This window comes from Vibrio sp. 10N.222.49.C9, from assembly GCF_041474985.1.
GTDB classification, from domain to species: domain Bacteria; phylum Pseudomonadota; class Gammaproteobacteria; order Enterobacterales; family Vibrionaceae; genus Vibrio; species Vibrio crassostreae_C.
In genome coordinates this window covers 12,346-28,097 of record NZ_JBFRVD010000041.1, presented here as the reverse complement: position 1 = coordinate 28,097, position 15,752 = coordinate 12,346, and the positions used below count along the sequence as shown (strand labels likewise).

Sequence of the window (15,752 nt, the reverse complement as noted above, 5' to 3'; positions counted from 1 at the left end):
GTTCAACTTTTTATATAAAATTTATAATTAAAGTTAAGCTTTAAAAAATAAATATTGCACAAGTGGACAGTTAACTGTAAAAAAGTGCAAAGTTTCGAGTAAATTACCACCAAACTGGGTTAAACTCTTCTAAAGAAAATTCCATAAAAGGCAGGAATAGGAAAATGAAAAAACTGCTTCCACTATTTATCAGTGCAGCAATTGGCAGCCTGAGTTCGTCAGCTTTTGCTGATACGCTAGCTGAAGTTTACGACCAAGCAAAACAGAACGATCCACAACTTCTTCGTTCAGCAGCGCAGCGCGATGCCGCTTTTGAAGCAGTAACGTCAAGTCGTAGCTCTTTGTTACCGCAAATCAACCTAACAGCAAACTACGACATTAATCGTGGTGATCGAGATACATCAGGTGTTGGTAATTCAAGCATTGATAACAACACTTGGGGAGCTGCTATCGGCTTCAGCCAAGAGCTTTACCAGCGTTCTTCATGGATCACACTAGATACGGCAGAGAAAACCGCTCGTCAATCTGATTCAGCTTACGCGGCAGAACAACAAGCCTTGATCCTTCGTGTTGCGACAGCATACTTCGAAGTGCTTCGCGCTCAAGATAACCTAGAATTTGTTCGTGCAGAGAAAGCAGCGGTTGCTCGTCAACTAGAACAAACTAAGCAACGTTTTGAAGTAGGTCTTTCAGCAATCACCGATGTACATGATGCGCAAGCTCAGTACGATGGTGTTTTGGCTGATGAAGTTCTTGCAGAGAACGACCTAACGAATAGCTACGAAGGTCTTCGTGAGATTACAGGTCAGGAACACTCTAACCTAAGCATCCTAGATACTGATCGTTTCTCAGCAAGCAAATCTTCTGAGTCTGCAGTTGCACTTGTTGAACAAGCAGAACAAAAGAACCTTAGCTTATTGGCTGCACGTATCTCTCAAGACGTAGCAAAAGACAACATCTCTCTAGCAAGCTCTGGTCACCTACCAAGCTTAACCCTAGATGGTAGCTACGCTGTTTCAGATCAATCAAACAGCACCCAAGATTACGACCAAGACAACCTAAACATTGGTTTGAACTTAGTTGTACCTCTATACACGGGTGGTAACACAACTTCATTGACTAAACAGGCTGAATACAACTACGTTGCAGCAAGTGAAGATCTAGAAGCAACTTACCGTAGCGTTGTAAAAGACGTACGTGCATTCAACAACAACATCAGCGCTTCGATCGGTGCTCTACGCGCTTACGAACAGTCTGTAGTTTCTGCTCAGTCTGCTCTAGAAGCAACAGAAGCTGGTTTTGATGTAGGTACTCGTACTATCGTTGACGTACTAGATTCGACTCGTCGTCTATATGATGCGAACAAAAACCTTTCAGATGCTCGTTACAACTACATCCTAAGTGTACTTCAGCTTCGTCAAGCAGTTGGTACGCTAAGCGAACAAGACATTGTTGATGTAAACGCAGGTCTAAAAGTAGCAAGTAAGTAACTCTTAATTACTCAAGTTACCGTTACAAAAATGCCGCTCATTGAGCGGCATTTTTATTATCGATTAAAGCGAGATTTACTGCCTAACTAAAAGCTTAACGCCAAAAACTAAAAACTAGCCTCGACCACCTTTAATCGCTTTAATGATTTCAGTGGTAGAGCAACCATCTTCAAAGTTAAGTACTTTCACTTCACCACCAGCAGCAATCACTTCCGCACCACCAGCAATCTCTTCAGGCTTGTAATCACCACCTTTCACAAGAATGCTTGGCAGTACCTCAGAGATTAAACGTTGAGGGGTATCTTCAGAGAATGGCACAACCCAATCAACTGCACCTAAGCCAGCCAATACCGCCATACGACGATCAGTTGGGTTCACAGGGCGACCAGGGCCTTTCAAGCGTTTCACTGATTCGTCAGTATTCACCGCAACGATCAAACGATCGCCCAACTCAGCCGCATGGTTCATGTAAGAAACATGACCAGCATGCAGAATATCAAAGCAGCCATTGGTCATCACCACTTTCTCGCCTTTCGCACGAGCACGCTTCACCGCTTCAACCAGTGCCGCTTCAGAGATAACACCGTAGTCTGTGTCTTGACTACCGTGAATCGCTTCCGCTAACTCAATCGTAGACAGTGTAGATGTACCAAGCTTACCTACTACCACACCCGCAGCAGCGTTCGCCAGTGCACACGCCTCATCCAGTGGCTTACCAGCAGCAACGGAAGCTGCCAGTACCGAGATAACCGTATCACCCGCACCTGTCACGTCATACACTTCTTTAGCTTGAGTCGGCAAGTGGAATGGTTCCAAACCTTTGCGAAGCAAAGTCATACCATGTTCGCTGCGCGTTACCAACAAAGCCTCGAAATCAAACTCTTCGATTAACGCGAGTCCTTTTTCGATCATTTCTTCTTCAGATTTTACTTTGCCAGCCACCAACTCGAACTCAGCCATGTTTGGTGTAAGCAACGTTGCTCCACGGTAGCGTTCAAAGTCTGCGCCTTTCGGGTCGATAAACACAGGAACTTTTACTGCGCGTGCTTTTTGGATAAAGCTCTGCACGTGCTCCAACGCACCTTTCGCGTAATCAGATAGAATTACCGAGCGCACGTTAGGGAGCGCTTGCTCCATACGAGACAAAACAAGCTCAGGATCCGTATTCTCGAATTTGTCTTCAAAATCAAGGCGAATGAGCTGCTGACCACGACTCATCACTCGCAGTTTAGTAATGGTTGGGTAGTCTTCCAACTCAACGAAATCACATTTAACCTTTAGTGCGCCTAAGGTATTTTTTAACACCTCAGCAGGCTCATCTTTACCGGTCAAACCAACGATATGAGCATGGCCACCAAGAGAAGCAATATTCATTGCTACGTTGGCTGCACCACCAGGACGCTCTTCGTTATTTTCTACTTTTACAACGGGTACAGGCGCTTCTGGTGAAATACGGCCAGTTGGGCCATACCAGTAACGGTCAAGCATTACGTCACCGACAACAAGAACGCCTGATTGGCTGTAGTCAGGTAGAATTGGTTTCATTATGGATCTCCAAAAATCGAATCTGGCTAGAGTCTAGCACACTGATTACAGAGGCTAAACTATAGATAAATGAGTAAAAGCCTATCAAGATAGGTACATCCGTCATTACTATATGACTGGGTTATGCTTCCATCCACTGCTTCCATGCTTGAACAACATGTTCTCTTTCCATTTCAAACTTTTCAATCGCCACATCCGCATCAAGATTAAGTAGATTACGGTGGTGGATTTCATCTCTTAATGTTGTATAAGCATGGGTTAATGCCATGCCTTGCTGCTCGTCCATAATCCCTTGTGACAACAAGCTTTCGAAGATTCGTACATTGTCACACCAACGAGTAAGCTTTGGCTTCTCATTACTGTATCTAAGCACTAAATATTGCGCTAAGAATTCAATATCGGTAATACCACCCGCATCTTGTTTAAGCATGAATCTATCGACTTTTTTACCGCCTAAATGGCCGCGCATTTTTTCACGCATATCCACAACGGACTTTTTGAGTGTTGCCTCATCTCGTGGCAAGCACAAAACCTCATGCCTAGTTTTGTTAAACGCAGATACCAATAAGTCATCACCGTAAATCATACGAGCACGAGTGAGGGCCTGGTGCTCCCATGTCCACGCGTCATTGTGCTGATACTCGTCAAAGGCATCGGTTGGACTCACCAATAGACCAGATGCACCAGAAGGGCGTAGGCGAGTATCGACTTCGTACAAAATGCCAGAAGCAGTTCTGGTCGAGAAAATATGAATAATACGCTGCGCTAATCTTAAGTAGAATTGGCGTCCATCGATCTCTTTCTTTCCATCAGTATAGATGTGTACCGGGCAGTCGTGCATGAACACGATATCAAGATCGGAGTTATAACCAAGCTCCCAACCACCGACTTTGCCATAACCAACGACAGCAAAACCGCGACCTTCGCGATCTTTAACATGGGTCGGTTCACCAAACTTGGCGGATACTTGTAACCAAGCTTGATTGACCCCCGCCTCCACAATGGCTTCTGCTAAGTAGGTCAGGTGATCACTGACCTTCATGACAGGTAGAGCACCCGCAATATCCGCGGCTGCAATTCTCAATATACAGGTCTGCTTAAACTGACGCAGACCTTCCATCTGTTGCTCCATATCATCTTCAGGGATACGGGCTAGATAATCACGCAACTCGGTCTTGTAAGACTCTAAAGGCACGGGATTGTAGAGTTGCTGAGGGTCGATAAGTTCATCTAACAGAATTGGATAACGACCCAACTGCTCCGAAATCATCGGGCTTGCTGTACATAAGCGAACTAACTGAGTCAGCGCTGCTGGGTGTTCATCCAATAGCTCAAGGTAAGTGGTACGCGTCACTATTTTTTGCAGTAAATGTAGCACTCGCGACAAACCAAACTCGGCGTCTTTATTCGTATATAAAGCTTGAAATACTTTAGGCATTAGACGATTCAGGACTTCCCGCCCACGAGGGCCAAGGGTCTTTTTAGCCAAATCGGCTTTAAACTGAATGATCGTTTTCGCCGCATCAGGCGGGCTCGCGACCGCAATATCGTGTTCCAACACGTGCTCAATTACATCGGGTTTATGGGCCATATCCCACAACTCGCTAAAGTGGCTCGCGATTGGGTTCGCATCTTCTTCATCGACCCCAATCAAGTCTTCAAATACCGTATGTACATTTGCCATATGAGCACGGGTCGCATCAATCAAACCATCCCAATCGGAAAACTGCATGGCGACGGCTAGCTGTAACTGTTCGAATTCACCATCGGGTAGGGTTTGAGTTTGCTTATCGGCCATCGCTTGTAATAGGTTTTCTAGGCGGCGTAAAAACAGGTAAGCTTCACGTAAATGTCCCACCTCTTGAGCTTCCAGAAGGTTAAGTGACTCAATCGCACTCAAGGTTTCTAATAATCCTCGGCCACGAAGGCTTGGTTCGCGTCCACCACGAATCAATTGGAAGACTTGGGCTATAAACTCAACTTCGCGAATACCACCAGAACCAAGCTTGATATTGTTTGAAAGGCCACGGCGGCGTACTTCGCTGCTGATCATTGATTTCATACGGCGCAGAGATTGAATCGCACTAAAATCAATATAACGGCGGAACACAAACGGGCGTAGCATTTGGCGAAGCTCTTGATACTCAGGGTACATCTCACTGCCCATCACACGCGCTTTGACCATAGCGTAGCGTTCCCAATCGCGACCTTGTTCTTGATAGTAATCTTCTAGCGCAGCGTAACTCATGACCAGTGGACCACTCTCACCGAATGGACGCAGGCGCATGTCTACTCGATAACAGAATCCATCGAAGGTTTGCTGATCAAGCGCCTTAATAATACGTTGCCCGAGACGTGTAAAGAACTGCGCATTGGCAATGCTGCGTCTTGCACCTTGGGTTTCACCATTCTCTGGGTAGGTGAAGATCAGATCGATATCGGAAGAGAAGTTAAGCTCACCGCCCCCTAGCTTGCCCATACCAATGATCAACATCGGCTGTGCTTCGCCTTGTTCATTACAAGGTGTGCCCCACTCTTTACAACAAATATCGTACTGCCATTGGTAGGTTTCGAAGATCATCGCCTCAGCCAACATCGATAGATGATTTAGGCTCTGCTCTAGCTCCCACGAACCCATGAAATCACGCCAAGCAATGTAGGTCATTTCTCGATTGCGGAATTGACGCAGCACGCGCTGACCGCTCATTTCATCGGTGCAACCAGAAAGTAATTCAGCCAAGCGTTCTCGGTATCCTTCAGCACGTTCTTCGTATGCCAACATATCAGGTAAGTCACCGCATAAAACCGTATCACGCTGCAGGCAATCACCAATAAAACAGCTTAAACCGAGTACACGTTTAAGATCTTCAGTCAGTGGCTCAGACCAAGTATTGATGGCTTCACTTTGATGCTCTAATAATTGCTCAAAAGCAGACTGGGAGTGAGTGATGAGTTGAGAAGGCAATGGCATGTTTCTTCCTTGTATAAGCTGCGCGCCGAACAATCGGTTTATCGATTCAGTTCTTCAATAACGAGTTTTCATAACTAAAGATAAGTTATACCAAAGTTACGCCAATAAAAAACGCCCACATTAGCAATGTGGGCGTTTTATCGATTAACTTATCTGGTTGAGCTTACAACCGAGAAACAGTCTCTGGGAATTAGCCTTTGACGGATGAAGATTGGGTGCTGAGGACTAAACCTTAAATTGCTTAATCTTACCGTCGAGTTCTTGCGCGTTACTTTCCATAAGCTGAGAGGTCTCGAGCAGTTCACCAACCACCACAACTGAAGCTTCAACAAGCTCGCGTACATTGGTCAGGTTGACGCTCATCTCTTCAGCAACACTGCTCTGTTGGCCTGCAGCGGTCGCGATCTGGAAGTTCATATCATTGATTTGATTGACTTGGCTTACAATGCCGTCAAGCTCACTTCCCGCGTTAGTCACCAGATCAACACCTTCAGCCGCTTCAACAACACTCTTCTCCATCAGTTCTACCGCAGAGTTAGCGCTGCTTTGTAGATGACTGATCATGTCTTGAATCTCTACCGTCGCTTGCTGAGTGCGCTGTGCAAGGTTACGAACCTCATCAGCAACAACCGCAAAACCACGACCCGCTTCACCGGCACGTGCCGCTTCAATTGCAGCGTTCAATGCTAGTAGGTTTGTCTGTTCTGAAATGCCTTGGATAGTACCAACCACACTGCCAATTGAGTCAACGCGTTCTTCTACTTGGTTTACCGCTGCTGCAGATGCTGCGATATCTGAAGATAGCTCACTCATCTTAGACACTGATCCTTGAACGAACTTCTGACCAGTAAGAGCTTGGCCTGATGCCTGTTCAGTCAATGACGAAGCGCTTTGTGCATGCTCAGCGACAGTTTGCACCGTCGACGTCATCTCACTCATTGCTGTTGCCAGTTGATCGATCTCGTTGAACTCTTCTTGAGCTGACTCTTTGGTTTCAGACATGCTGATGGTCATCACTTCCGTCAGAGCAAACAGCTCATCAGAAGAGGCCACCTGAGTTTTGATCATGTCGTTCAGTTGGACGCGAGTTTTTTCAAGTTCGCGTGCCACATCGCCGTATTCATCTTTACAATCCATTTGAATCGGCACTGATAAGTTCTTATCTGCCATGGTTTTAATGGCGTCATTAAGGTATTGAGTCTGGCGCAGCATAACGCGCGCCGCTGCTAACAGAAGAACCACAAACACAATGATCATCAAGGCTGTTTGCCAAGCCACTTGAACTAGGTAAGTCTCGTAATGCTGTTGTGCGACTTGCGCATTGTTCGTTACAGCAAGCAATGAATCGTAAAACGTACTTGCGTCCCATAGCTGCTTCGAAATGATCAAGATAGTGCTGAATATCATCAACATGACCATTTTTGGAACGAGACGAACGTCAGAGATTATCCTTTCCCACGGCTTGAATGACAGTTTAGTCATTGTCAGTTCTCCATTAATTCTTATATATTGATGGCTTCTATATCCGCGAGGTGGCTATGTCAGTCAAAGTTCGCGATTTATTTTGAGCCTCGTATGAATGTTGAATAATACCAAAGACGCCACCAAGCCGATGAGCTTATTGTCACTGATTCTCTCTTTCTTAGCGTTATTTGTGATCTCAGGCTTATTGTTCGTACCGATCGATAAAGAATCGAAACAAGTCCTTATCGGCCTCGATTTTATAATCTGTAGTGTTTTTCTTTTTCAGCTCACAATTGATCTATTTAGATCACAAAACAAAAAAGAATTTCTAAAAGTACACTGGATCGATTTCTTAGCAAGTATCCCAATGATCGAGCCTCTTCGTTTCGCCCGTATTTTTCAAATTCTGCGAGTCATCTTAGTTCTGCGTTCAAGTAAACGTATTTTAAGAGAGTTATTTCGTAATAGGAAAGAGACCACTTTCGCTTCCATCATTCTGCTTTTGGTGATCTTACTGACTATCGGTGCTGGCACGATCCTGCTATTGGAACACAAAGATCCGAACGCCAACATCACTACAGGTCATGATGCTTTATGGTGGGCGTTTGTGACCATCAGTACTGTGGGTTATGGCGACCATTACCCAGTGACAACTTCCGGTCAGTTAGTGGCTTCAATGGTGATCATCTGTGGTGTCGGTGTGTTTGGTATGATTTCAGGCTTGATTACTTCTTTGATCACCTCCCCAACTCATCATGAGAATCAACGAGCGGAAAACAAAGAGAAACACCTTGAGAAGATCATCGAGCAGCAACAGAAAATCTTAGAGCGACTCGAAAAACTTGAGCAACAAACAAAAAAATAGGGCCCGAGCCCTATTTTCAAATTCATACTTCTATTGATACAGGTATCGAGTTTAGTCTTGCCAGTATGGCTCAACCTCAACACTGATTTGGCGTGTCTGTTCCATCGCATGCAGAATGGACACTTCTTGACGAGCTAACCAACGCTCTAGCTGAAGCTTCTCATCGCCTTCCAGCTTCTCAGTCAAAGGCTCTAATGTTTTAAGTGCCAGCAAGTCATCAATGCCTTGCACCATATCGGCCCATGGCAAGCGGAAGCTGTTTCGTTCATCGTCATCATACAAACTCGCGAAACCAACGCCAGAATACAGATTACGCATCAAACGGTATTGCTGATCAATATACGCTTGGCTAGTCATCACTCGCTCTGGCGGGAAAGCTTCCATCAAATCGGCCCATGTGCGATCGAGTTGCTGCACGGAAAACCATTCGATACCACGAGCCATTTGCTCACGTGCTTTTTCATCTAAGAAAGGTTGCCAGCCACGAGACAAGATCCAACGGCTCAGATCTAATAATAACCCAGTGTATCGAGCAGAACTCAGCAAGGTAAGCAGATCTTCACGATCTGGCAGTTGCTCTTGCATCTCTTTAAGCTCAGCGACTAAGAACTTACGCGCATCGAGTTTACGTAGTACATGGCCTTTATCTTCCAGCAAGTCTTCGAAGTGATCATAACTTTTCAGCCAGTCGAGCTCTTGCTCAAGCCACTTCAACTCTTGACGTAAAATAGCACTCGCACGTCTAGGGACAATGCCACCATAAATGGTGAAAGTCTGGCGGATAAAGCTCAGTGAATGACTGATCTCATGTAGCGCTTCAATCGATTGACGCTCAGTGAAAATCTGCTCGTGATAGTGCCAATGAGCGAGAGCATGCTCTAAAGATTGAATGAAACACGATTCAACGGTATCACTTTTGTCAGTATCAACTAAGGTCAAAGGAGTGACTTCATCTCCTTGATAACCTTGAGCAAGGCGGTAACCCTTAGCTGCTTTACTTAGGTTACCCAAACGCATGCCACCTTGTTCGCAGAATTGGCGAGACAATGTAAATAGCGCATCCGTTTGACCGGATTTAAGTTCCAATTCGACTTCGCAAATCGGTTCTTGCAGGTCGCCTGATTCAACAAAGCCTTGATCGAATGCGACCTCGACTTGGCTACCATCAGGCATACCAATCAACCACTGCTCACGCGTGAAGTTGGTAGAGAACAGAGGAGTCAGCTCAGCTTGCAACGTTTCGATGTCTTTACCTGCTGGCCAGATATCCTCTGGGTGCAGGGCTAACTTAGGTTCGTTGCTGTCGTGTTCTGCATTGTATTCAGGCCTTTGATGCAGGCCAGCAACCACACGACCAGCAGTCTTTACGGTTTGTACAAATACGTCATCAAAGCGTCGAATGCGTAAGCCTGTATCGTGCTTACGTAGCCAGTTGTCAGCGGTGTCAAAGTAGATGTTACCTAGCTCACGACAACTGTGCTGAAGTACTTTAGTTTCAGCAATTTTATTGCGTAAAGTCTCTGAAAATTCAGGAGAAACAAAAAACTTCAGTTCTATCTCGGTTTCCATAGTTATACCTTTCTGTGAAGATAGGGACAGGATATTGCCAATTTGAAAAGTCGGCAAGTCAGAAATATCGCCCTTATGATGATCTAAAACAGTTTTAATGAGAGATTGATTAGGTTAACATGCGCGACTTTGTAGCCATCGCTTAACATTTCACCATGAATATGGTGTATGTTGTTTTAAGGTTATTATTTATTAGGTTGGATGACCATGCCAGTAAATACAATTATGGGGTTATTTGCAAAGTCCCCAATTAAACCTTTGCAGCGTCACGTAGTATGCGTGAACGAATGTTGTTCTCACCTAGTTAATTTCTTTGAAGTTTCTTCAAAAGGTGACTGGGAAAAAGCATCAGAAATTCGAGCTCAAATTTCTCACCTTGAGAAAGAAGCTGACGTACTAAAACGTGAAATTCGCCTTAAACTTCCTCGTGGTTTGTTTATGCCAGTTGATCGCACCGATATGTTGGAGCTATTAACTCAACAAGACAAACTCGCAAACCTAGCGAAAGACATTGCTGGCCGTGTATATGGTCGTCAACTTGTCATTCCTGCTCCTATGCAAGAAAACTTCATCGCTTACGTTAAACGTTGTCTAGATGCAGCGAACCAAGCACAAAACGTAATCAATGAATTAGACGAATTACTTGAGACTGGCTTTAAAGGCCGTGAAGTAACACTCGTTGCCGAAATGATTCATCAATTAGATGTAATTGAAGATGACACGGATGCGATGCAGATCGAACTACGCCAACAACTAATGGCAATTGAAGGCGATCTGAATCCAGTTGATATCATGTTCTTATACAAAATTCTTGAATGGGTTGGTGGTATTGCAGATCAAGCACAGCGTGTAGGCGCTCGTCTTGAAGTAATGCTTTCTCGATCTTAAATCATACGTTAACCATATAACGAAGAGCATTTTTTGAACAAACCACTTATGCGCTGAGTATTCCTCTCGCTGAGCGGTTTTTTGCGTCTAAATTTGTTCCGCTTGTTATCAAACAACTAGGTATTACGATGGATATCCTTGCTAACTACGGCACTGTCCTGATTATTGTTGCAGCAGCTTTCGGTTTCTTGATGGCTATTGGTATTGGTGCAAATGACGTTGCGAACGCAATGGGCACCTCAGTAGGCTCTAAAGCTTTAACCGTTAAACAAGCGATCATTATCGCAATGATCTTTGAATTCGCAGGTGCTTACCTTGCGGGCGGCGAAGTAACAGACACGATCCGTAAAGGTGTTATCGAAACGTCTCTATTCGCTCATCAACCAGATGTACTTGTGTACGGCATGATGTCAGCACTTCTTGCTGCGGGTACATGGCTACTTCTCGCTTCTTACATGGGCTGGCCGGTTTCTACGACTCATTCAATCATCGGTGCAATCATCGGCTTCGCTTGTGTGTCTGTAGGTACTGAAGCGGTAGACTGGAACAGCGTTCAAGGCATTGTGGGCAGTTGGATTATCACACCGGTTATTTCCGGTTTCTTCGCTTACGTCATATTTGTAAGTGCTCAACGACTGATTTTTGATACAGAGAACCCGCTATTTAACGCGAAACGCTTTGTACCGGTATACATGTTCATTACAACAATGGTAATTGCACTTGTAACCATCAAGAAAGGCCTTAAGCACGTTGGTCTTCACCTAAGCAACACTGAAGCATGGGTTTGGGCTGCTGGCGTTTCTGCGCTTGTAATGATCGGCGGTTACCTATACATCCAGAAGAAATTCGCTAACCGCGAAGAAGACCACGGCTTTGCAGGTGTTGAAGGCATCTTCTCTGTACTCATGGTTATCACAGCTTGTGCGATGGCATTTGCACACGGTTCAAACGACGTTGCGAACGCGATTGGTCCACTGTCTGCTGTTGTATCAACCGTTGAGCACATGGGTGAAATCACAGGTAAGAGTACTATCGCATGGTGGATTCTTCCTCTAGGTGGATTCGGTATCGTTGTTGGTCTTGCAACAATGGGTCATAAAGTAATGGCAACCGTTGGTACTGGTATTACAGAACTAACACCAAGCCGTGGCTTTGCTGCACAACTTGCAACTGCATGTACGGTTGTACTAGCTTCAGGTACTGGCCTTCCAATCTCTACTACACAAACACTCGTTGGTGCTGTTTTAGGTGTTGGTTTTGCTCGTGGTATCGCAGCACTAAACTTAGGCGTTGTACGTAATATCGTGGCTTCTTGGATTGTGACACTACCTGCAGGTGCTCTACTTGCTGTTGTGTTCTTCTACGGAATTCAAGCTGCGTTTACTATGTAATCGCGACTGCGTTAGTGAATACTAGCGTCAGAACAGTGTGAGCTTCAGTAACGATATGTAAATGCCATGTCATTATTGACTCAAACGCACAGAAAGGGAGGCTTTGCCTCCCTTCTTTGTTGCACCGCATAAAGAAACTAAATATTATTTGCTGATTGAGGCTGACTCATACGCCTACCCAATTTGAATCGTTAAGGGATTTACTGTGAAAAAACTGATTAGCTTAGTTTTGTTCGCAATGCTTGCGGCTCCAGCTGCCTTTGCACAAGACCGTTATATTGCTGACAAACTATTTACTTATATGCATTCTGGCCCAAACAACACATTCCGTATCATCGGTAGTGTTGATGCTGGTGAAAAGATTACATTCCTACAAACTAACAAGAGTACGGGTTACACCCAAATTCAAGACAACCGTGGCCGTAAAGGTTGGGTTGAAAGCAAGTTTGTAAGCACTCAAGAAAGCATGGCACTGCGTATGCCTAAGCTAGAGAAAGAGCTGACGGAAGTTAAAGGCAAGCTAGCGAATGCTCGTCAGAGTGCTGACAGCGAAAAAGCTGGCCTAGCAAGCTCTCTAGATTCTCGTAACAAGCAGATTGCTGAACTAGAACAGAACTACAGTGAAATTAGCCAACAGCTAACGAGTTCTCAAACAGAGAACCGTGAACTGCGCGCTAAGCTAGACACTCAAAAAGACGACCTACTATTGAAGTACTTCATGTACGGTGGTGGTGTTGCGGGTATTGGTCTACTTCTAGGCCTTGTTCTGCCACACATCATGCCTCGTCGCAGAAAATCACCAAACGGTTGGGCGTAGACTTAACGCTTGTATCAGGTACAGTAAATTCAGTATCGAATATCAAAAAGGAGCACCGAGGTGCTCCTTTTTATTTATCTGTTATCTAAATACGTATAGAAATCGCTAACCTTTCCACTCGTACAGAGCCGGGATTTCTATCTTCTGTTGATTGAACTCTATGATCACTGATTGTGGCTTAATCTCTAGTAATTGAATGTCTTGTCCAATCCAATCTCCTTGCGCCACTTCTTGGCCGTTCACTTTTACCCAACGCTTGGTTTCGCTGCTCGAGTACATATGGGTTTGTAGGTCTAACTTAGGAAGGACGCCTGATAAGCTATTGGTGTGCGTTTCCAACTCAATGACCGGAGAACCCCTTTGCCCTGAGGGTCTAGAATCCATCGGCTCAGGAGCGCTTTGTTGCTCCCCCATAATGGATTCAAGCTTCAATGCCAAATCAGGTGGCAACTCACTGAGGTCTAGCCCTTGCAGCAGATCACTGTCCGATTGTAAGTCACTATTTGATTGCAGAGCAGTCGTTTCATCACTCGCGCCTGGCTGAACGGATGACGATTCAGAACTGGCTGTCATTTGAGTGTTGTTATCAGCATTAGCGAAGATCACTGCTGAGCCACCAGCGGTGTTTGCACGATTAGCGCCAGAATCAATCTGTGCATACATCTCTTGGCGTGGCAATGCTTTCAACGGTTGGCTCGCCGGTGCAGGGCGAACGGTGAACAAGGCATCTTCTTCCTCAGACACGGCATCCATGCTTGCTATATCAGCATCCGCAATTTCAGGCTCAATGTCTGATTCAGTTTTAAATTCTGGCAGAGCGACATTGGCAGCTTGGTTCACGGCTTCTTGTTGTTGGATATACGATTGATAAGCCAAGACGCCACCCACCAACAAAGAAGGAACCAAGATTAAGAGTAGCCCCATCGCTAACGATGAACCTCGCTTGTTGCTCATCCCTTTTGCAGAATTAGGAACATGATGATTCTGGTAGCCTTTGAAGCTTGGTTTGCTAAGAGAGTGCTGATTAATAGAAGATGGCTTGTGAGACGGCTGTTTAAGTTCGTGCATAATACGTGACATTAGCTTTCGCCCCCTTCTAGTGACATCAGCTTAGGCGAATCGAGTTGAGCTAATCTCTGCAATCTTGCTAAGGTGCGCTTACCTGCAATGCCATCAACAGACATACCTTGCCACGTTTGAAATGCTTCGATTTTCATTTTTAACTCATAATCAAATACATCACTACCGGAAACAACCTCTCCTAATACTTCAGAAAGCAGTAGATCAAGCAAAGCAACCGCTTCACCTTGATAGCCCTCTTTAAGGGTCTCTCGCAGCGGCTGCTTCCAAATAGCGACGTAATCGCCTTGCCAGATTTGCTCTAAGGATTGCTTCGGCATCACCAAGAGCTTTTCGTTAACGAGGAGCTCGACAGACTCCTCAGACGCACCATAAAGCACAGCAAACACTGGTTCTTGATCGATATCCAGATTAAGGACCACGGGTACGCCAAGCTCTAACAATGTATCCAAATTTGACTGTTGTTGCTCGCACACAAAGACACTTTGCGGCTCACTTAAGCACAAGCCATCACGCAGTGAAGACTGATACCCCCAGAGCGTATACAAGTCCTTGATAGCGAGAGAACGATTGGTTCCCTGCATCAAGTGCTGTTGAATATCTTGTGGCAAAGCAAACTTGGAAGGTTTTGGCTCAGCAACCAACTTAGGAACATCTGATACCAAAGAACGCTGAGTACGTGCTAACACTTCCGTCTTTGCTCCATTTGATGCATCCGTAGGCAACCAAGCATTGATATAGCTTGGAGCGAAGTTAAAGGTCGCTATTGCAAGACCAACGCTTAACGTCGCAATCCCTGCGTATTGGAATAACTTAGGCGCGACACGAGAAGTTAGAGCTTTCTCGACGTGATACACATCGGCCTGAAAGGACATAACCTGCTGACACGCTCGGTTAACCGTTTCATTGCTCGGTAGCTGCTCACCGTCATGAAAAGCCAACTGCAGTGCTTTATCACACACCAAGTTAATGAGCCTTGGAATACCATGCGTATATTGAGCAATCAGCTTGATAGAACGGTTCGAAAACAACATCTGCTCGCCACCCGCCGTCTCCAAACGAAACGCGATGTACTTGCCCGTTTCTTCGGTATTAAGAGGCAGTAAGTGATAACGACCAGTAATGCGCTGTGCTAGCTGACGTAGCTGCGTGGTTTGTAAGTGCTGTTGTAATTCCGGCTGGCCGACCAACAGTACTTTTAACAGCTTACGATTGTCGGTTTCCAAGTTTGTTAGAAGGCGTAACTGCTCCAACACATCGGCAGCGAGGTGTTGGGCTTCATCGATCACCAATAGGGTTTGAATGCCTTCGGCATGGCTATCAAGTATAAAATAATGAATAGCCTGACTGAGCTGTTTCAACGATGCTTGTTCTGGGTACTCGACCTCAAACTCATCGCAGATAGCTTCTAGTAAATCCGTATTTGAAAACGTAGGGTTAAGTATAAGGCCAGCCTGAGTATGACTATCCAATGAAGACAACATCGCCTTAGCGACCGTTGTTTTCCCTGTACCAACCTCACCAGTAAGCATCGCAAAGCCCCCACCCTCGCCTAAACCGGCTTGTAGGTTCTGCATCGCTTCTTGATGGCGCTGACTCAAAAACAAGTAGCGAGAATTTGGTACAATCGAAAATGGCATCTCAACGAAGCCAAAATATTCCTTATACATGT

General features: G+C 45.3%; 11 protein-coding genes. 5 read left to right on the top strand and 6 right to left on the bottom strand.

Features of this window, described 5'->3' with window-relative positions; translation table 11 throughout:
• Positions 1-164: 164 nt before the first annotated feature.
• Positions 165-1,490: an outer membrane channel protein TolC gene (gene tolC / locus AB4585_RS17420; protein ID WP_017061424.1), complete on the top strand. Its 1,326-nt coding sequence runs from the start codon at positions 165-167 to the stop codon at positions 1,488-1,490.
• Between the two features lie 114 nt (positions 1,491-1,604).
• On the opposite strand, the gene hldE is transcribed toward tolC, so the two are convergent.
• The 3 genes from hldE to AB4585_RS17405 all read right to left on the bottom strand — a co-directional run bounded on the left by hldE (position 1,605) and on the right by AB4585_RS17405 (position 7,488).
• Positions 1,605-3,035 carry a bifunctional D-glycero-beta-D-manno-heptose-7-phosphate kinase/D-glycero-beta-D-manno-heptose 1-phosphate adenylyltransferase HldE gene (hldE, locus tag AB4585_RS17415; protein ID WP_372155038.1) on the bottom strand — a complete coding sequence of 477 codons (1,431 nt, stop codon included), beginning with the start codon at positions 3,033-3,035 and terminating at the stop codon, positions 1,605-1,607.
• 121 nt (positions 3,036-3,156) lie between these two features.
• Positions 3,157-6,006 (bottom strand): bifunctional [glutamate--ammonia ligase]-adenylyl-L-tyrosine phosphorylase/[glutamate--ammonia-ligase] adenylyltransferase, encoded by a 2,850-nt coding sequence (glnE, locus tag AB4585_RS17410; protein ID WP_372155040.1) that lies wholly within the window; start codon positions 6,004-6,006, stop codon positions 3,157-3,159.
• 225 nt (positions 6,007-6,231) lie between these two features.
• Complete coding sequence (locus AB4585_RS17405) at positions 6,232-7,488, bottom strand: methyl-accepting chemotaxis protein (protein ID WP_048658011.1); 1,257 nt, start codon at positions 7,486-7,488, stop codon at positions 6,232-6,234.
• A gap of 97 nt (positions 7,489-7,585) precedes the next feature.
• Here AB4585_RS17405 and AB4585_RS17400 point away from each other — a divergent pair, with 97 nt between their 5' ends.
• On the top strand, positions 7,586-8,335 hold the full coding sequence (locus AB4585_RS17400) for a potassium channel family protein (RefSeq protein WP_372170407.1): 750 nt from the start codon (positions 7,586-7,588) through the stop codon (positions 8,333-8,335).
• A gap of 51 nt (positions 8,336-8,386) precedes the next feature.
• Here the strand turns inward: AB4585_RS17400 and AB4585_RS17395 are convergent, their stop codons facing one another.
• Positions 8,387-9,904, bottom strand: a complete 1,518-nt coding sequence (locus tag AB4585_RS17395; RefSeq protein ID WP_372129610.1) for a CYTH domain-containing protein — start codon at positions 9,902-9,904, stop codon at positions 8,387-8,389.
• Between the two features lie 207 nt (positions 9,905-10,111).
• Here AB4585_RS17395 and AB4585_RS17390 point away from each other — a divergent pair, with 207 nt between their 5' ends.
• From AB4585_RS17390 to AB4585_RS17380, 3 genes are all read left to right on the top strand, one after another.
• The gene (locus AB4585_RS17390; protein WP_010434644.1) at positions 10,112-10,792 is read left to right on the top strand and encodes a TIGR00153 family protein; all 681 of its coding nucleotides are present in this window, start codon (positions 10,112-10,114) and stop codon (positions 10,790-10,792) included.
• Between the two features lie 128 nt (positions 10,793-10,920).
• Entirely contained in the window at positions 10,921-12,183 is a 1,263-nt protein-coding gene (locus AB4585_RS17385; protein WP_017062916.1) for an inorganic phosphate transporter, read from the top strand.
• Between the two features lie 205 nt (positions 12,184-12,388).
• On the top strand, positions 12,389-13,000 hold the full coding sequence (locus AB4585_RS17380) for a TIGR04211 family SH3 domain-containing protein (RefSeq protein WP_017062917.1): 612 nt from the start codon (positions 12,389-12,391) through the stop codon (positions 12,998-13,000).
• A 105-nt stretch (positions 13,001-13,105) separates the two neighbouring features.
• Here AB4585_RS17380 and AB4585_RS17375 read toward each other — a convergent pair whose 3' ends face one another.
• The gene (locus tag AB4585_RS17375) at positions 13,106-14,080 is read right to left on the bottom strand and encodes a general secretion pathway protein GspB (protein WP_372155043.1); all 975 of its coding nucleotides are present in this window, start codon (positions 14,078-14,080) and stop codon (positions 13,106-13,108) included.
• Positions 14,080-15,750, bottom strand: a complete 1,671-nt coding sequence (locus AB4585_RS17370) for an AAA family ATPase (protein ID WP_372155045.1) — start codon at positions 15,748-15,750, stop codon at positions 14,080-14,082. Before AB4585_RS17370 ends, AB4585_RS17375 begins: the two co-directional genes overlap by 1 nt.
• Positions 15,751-15,752 lie beyond the last annotated feature (2 nt).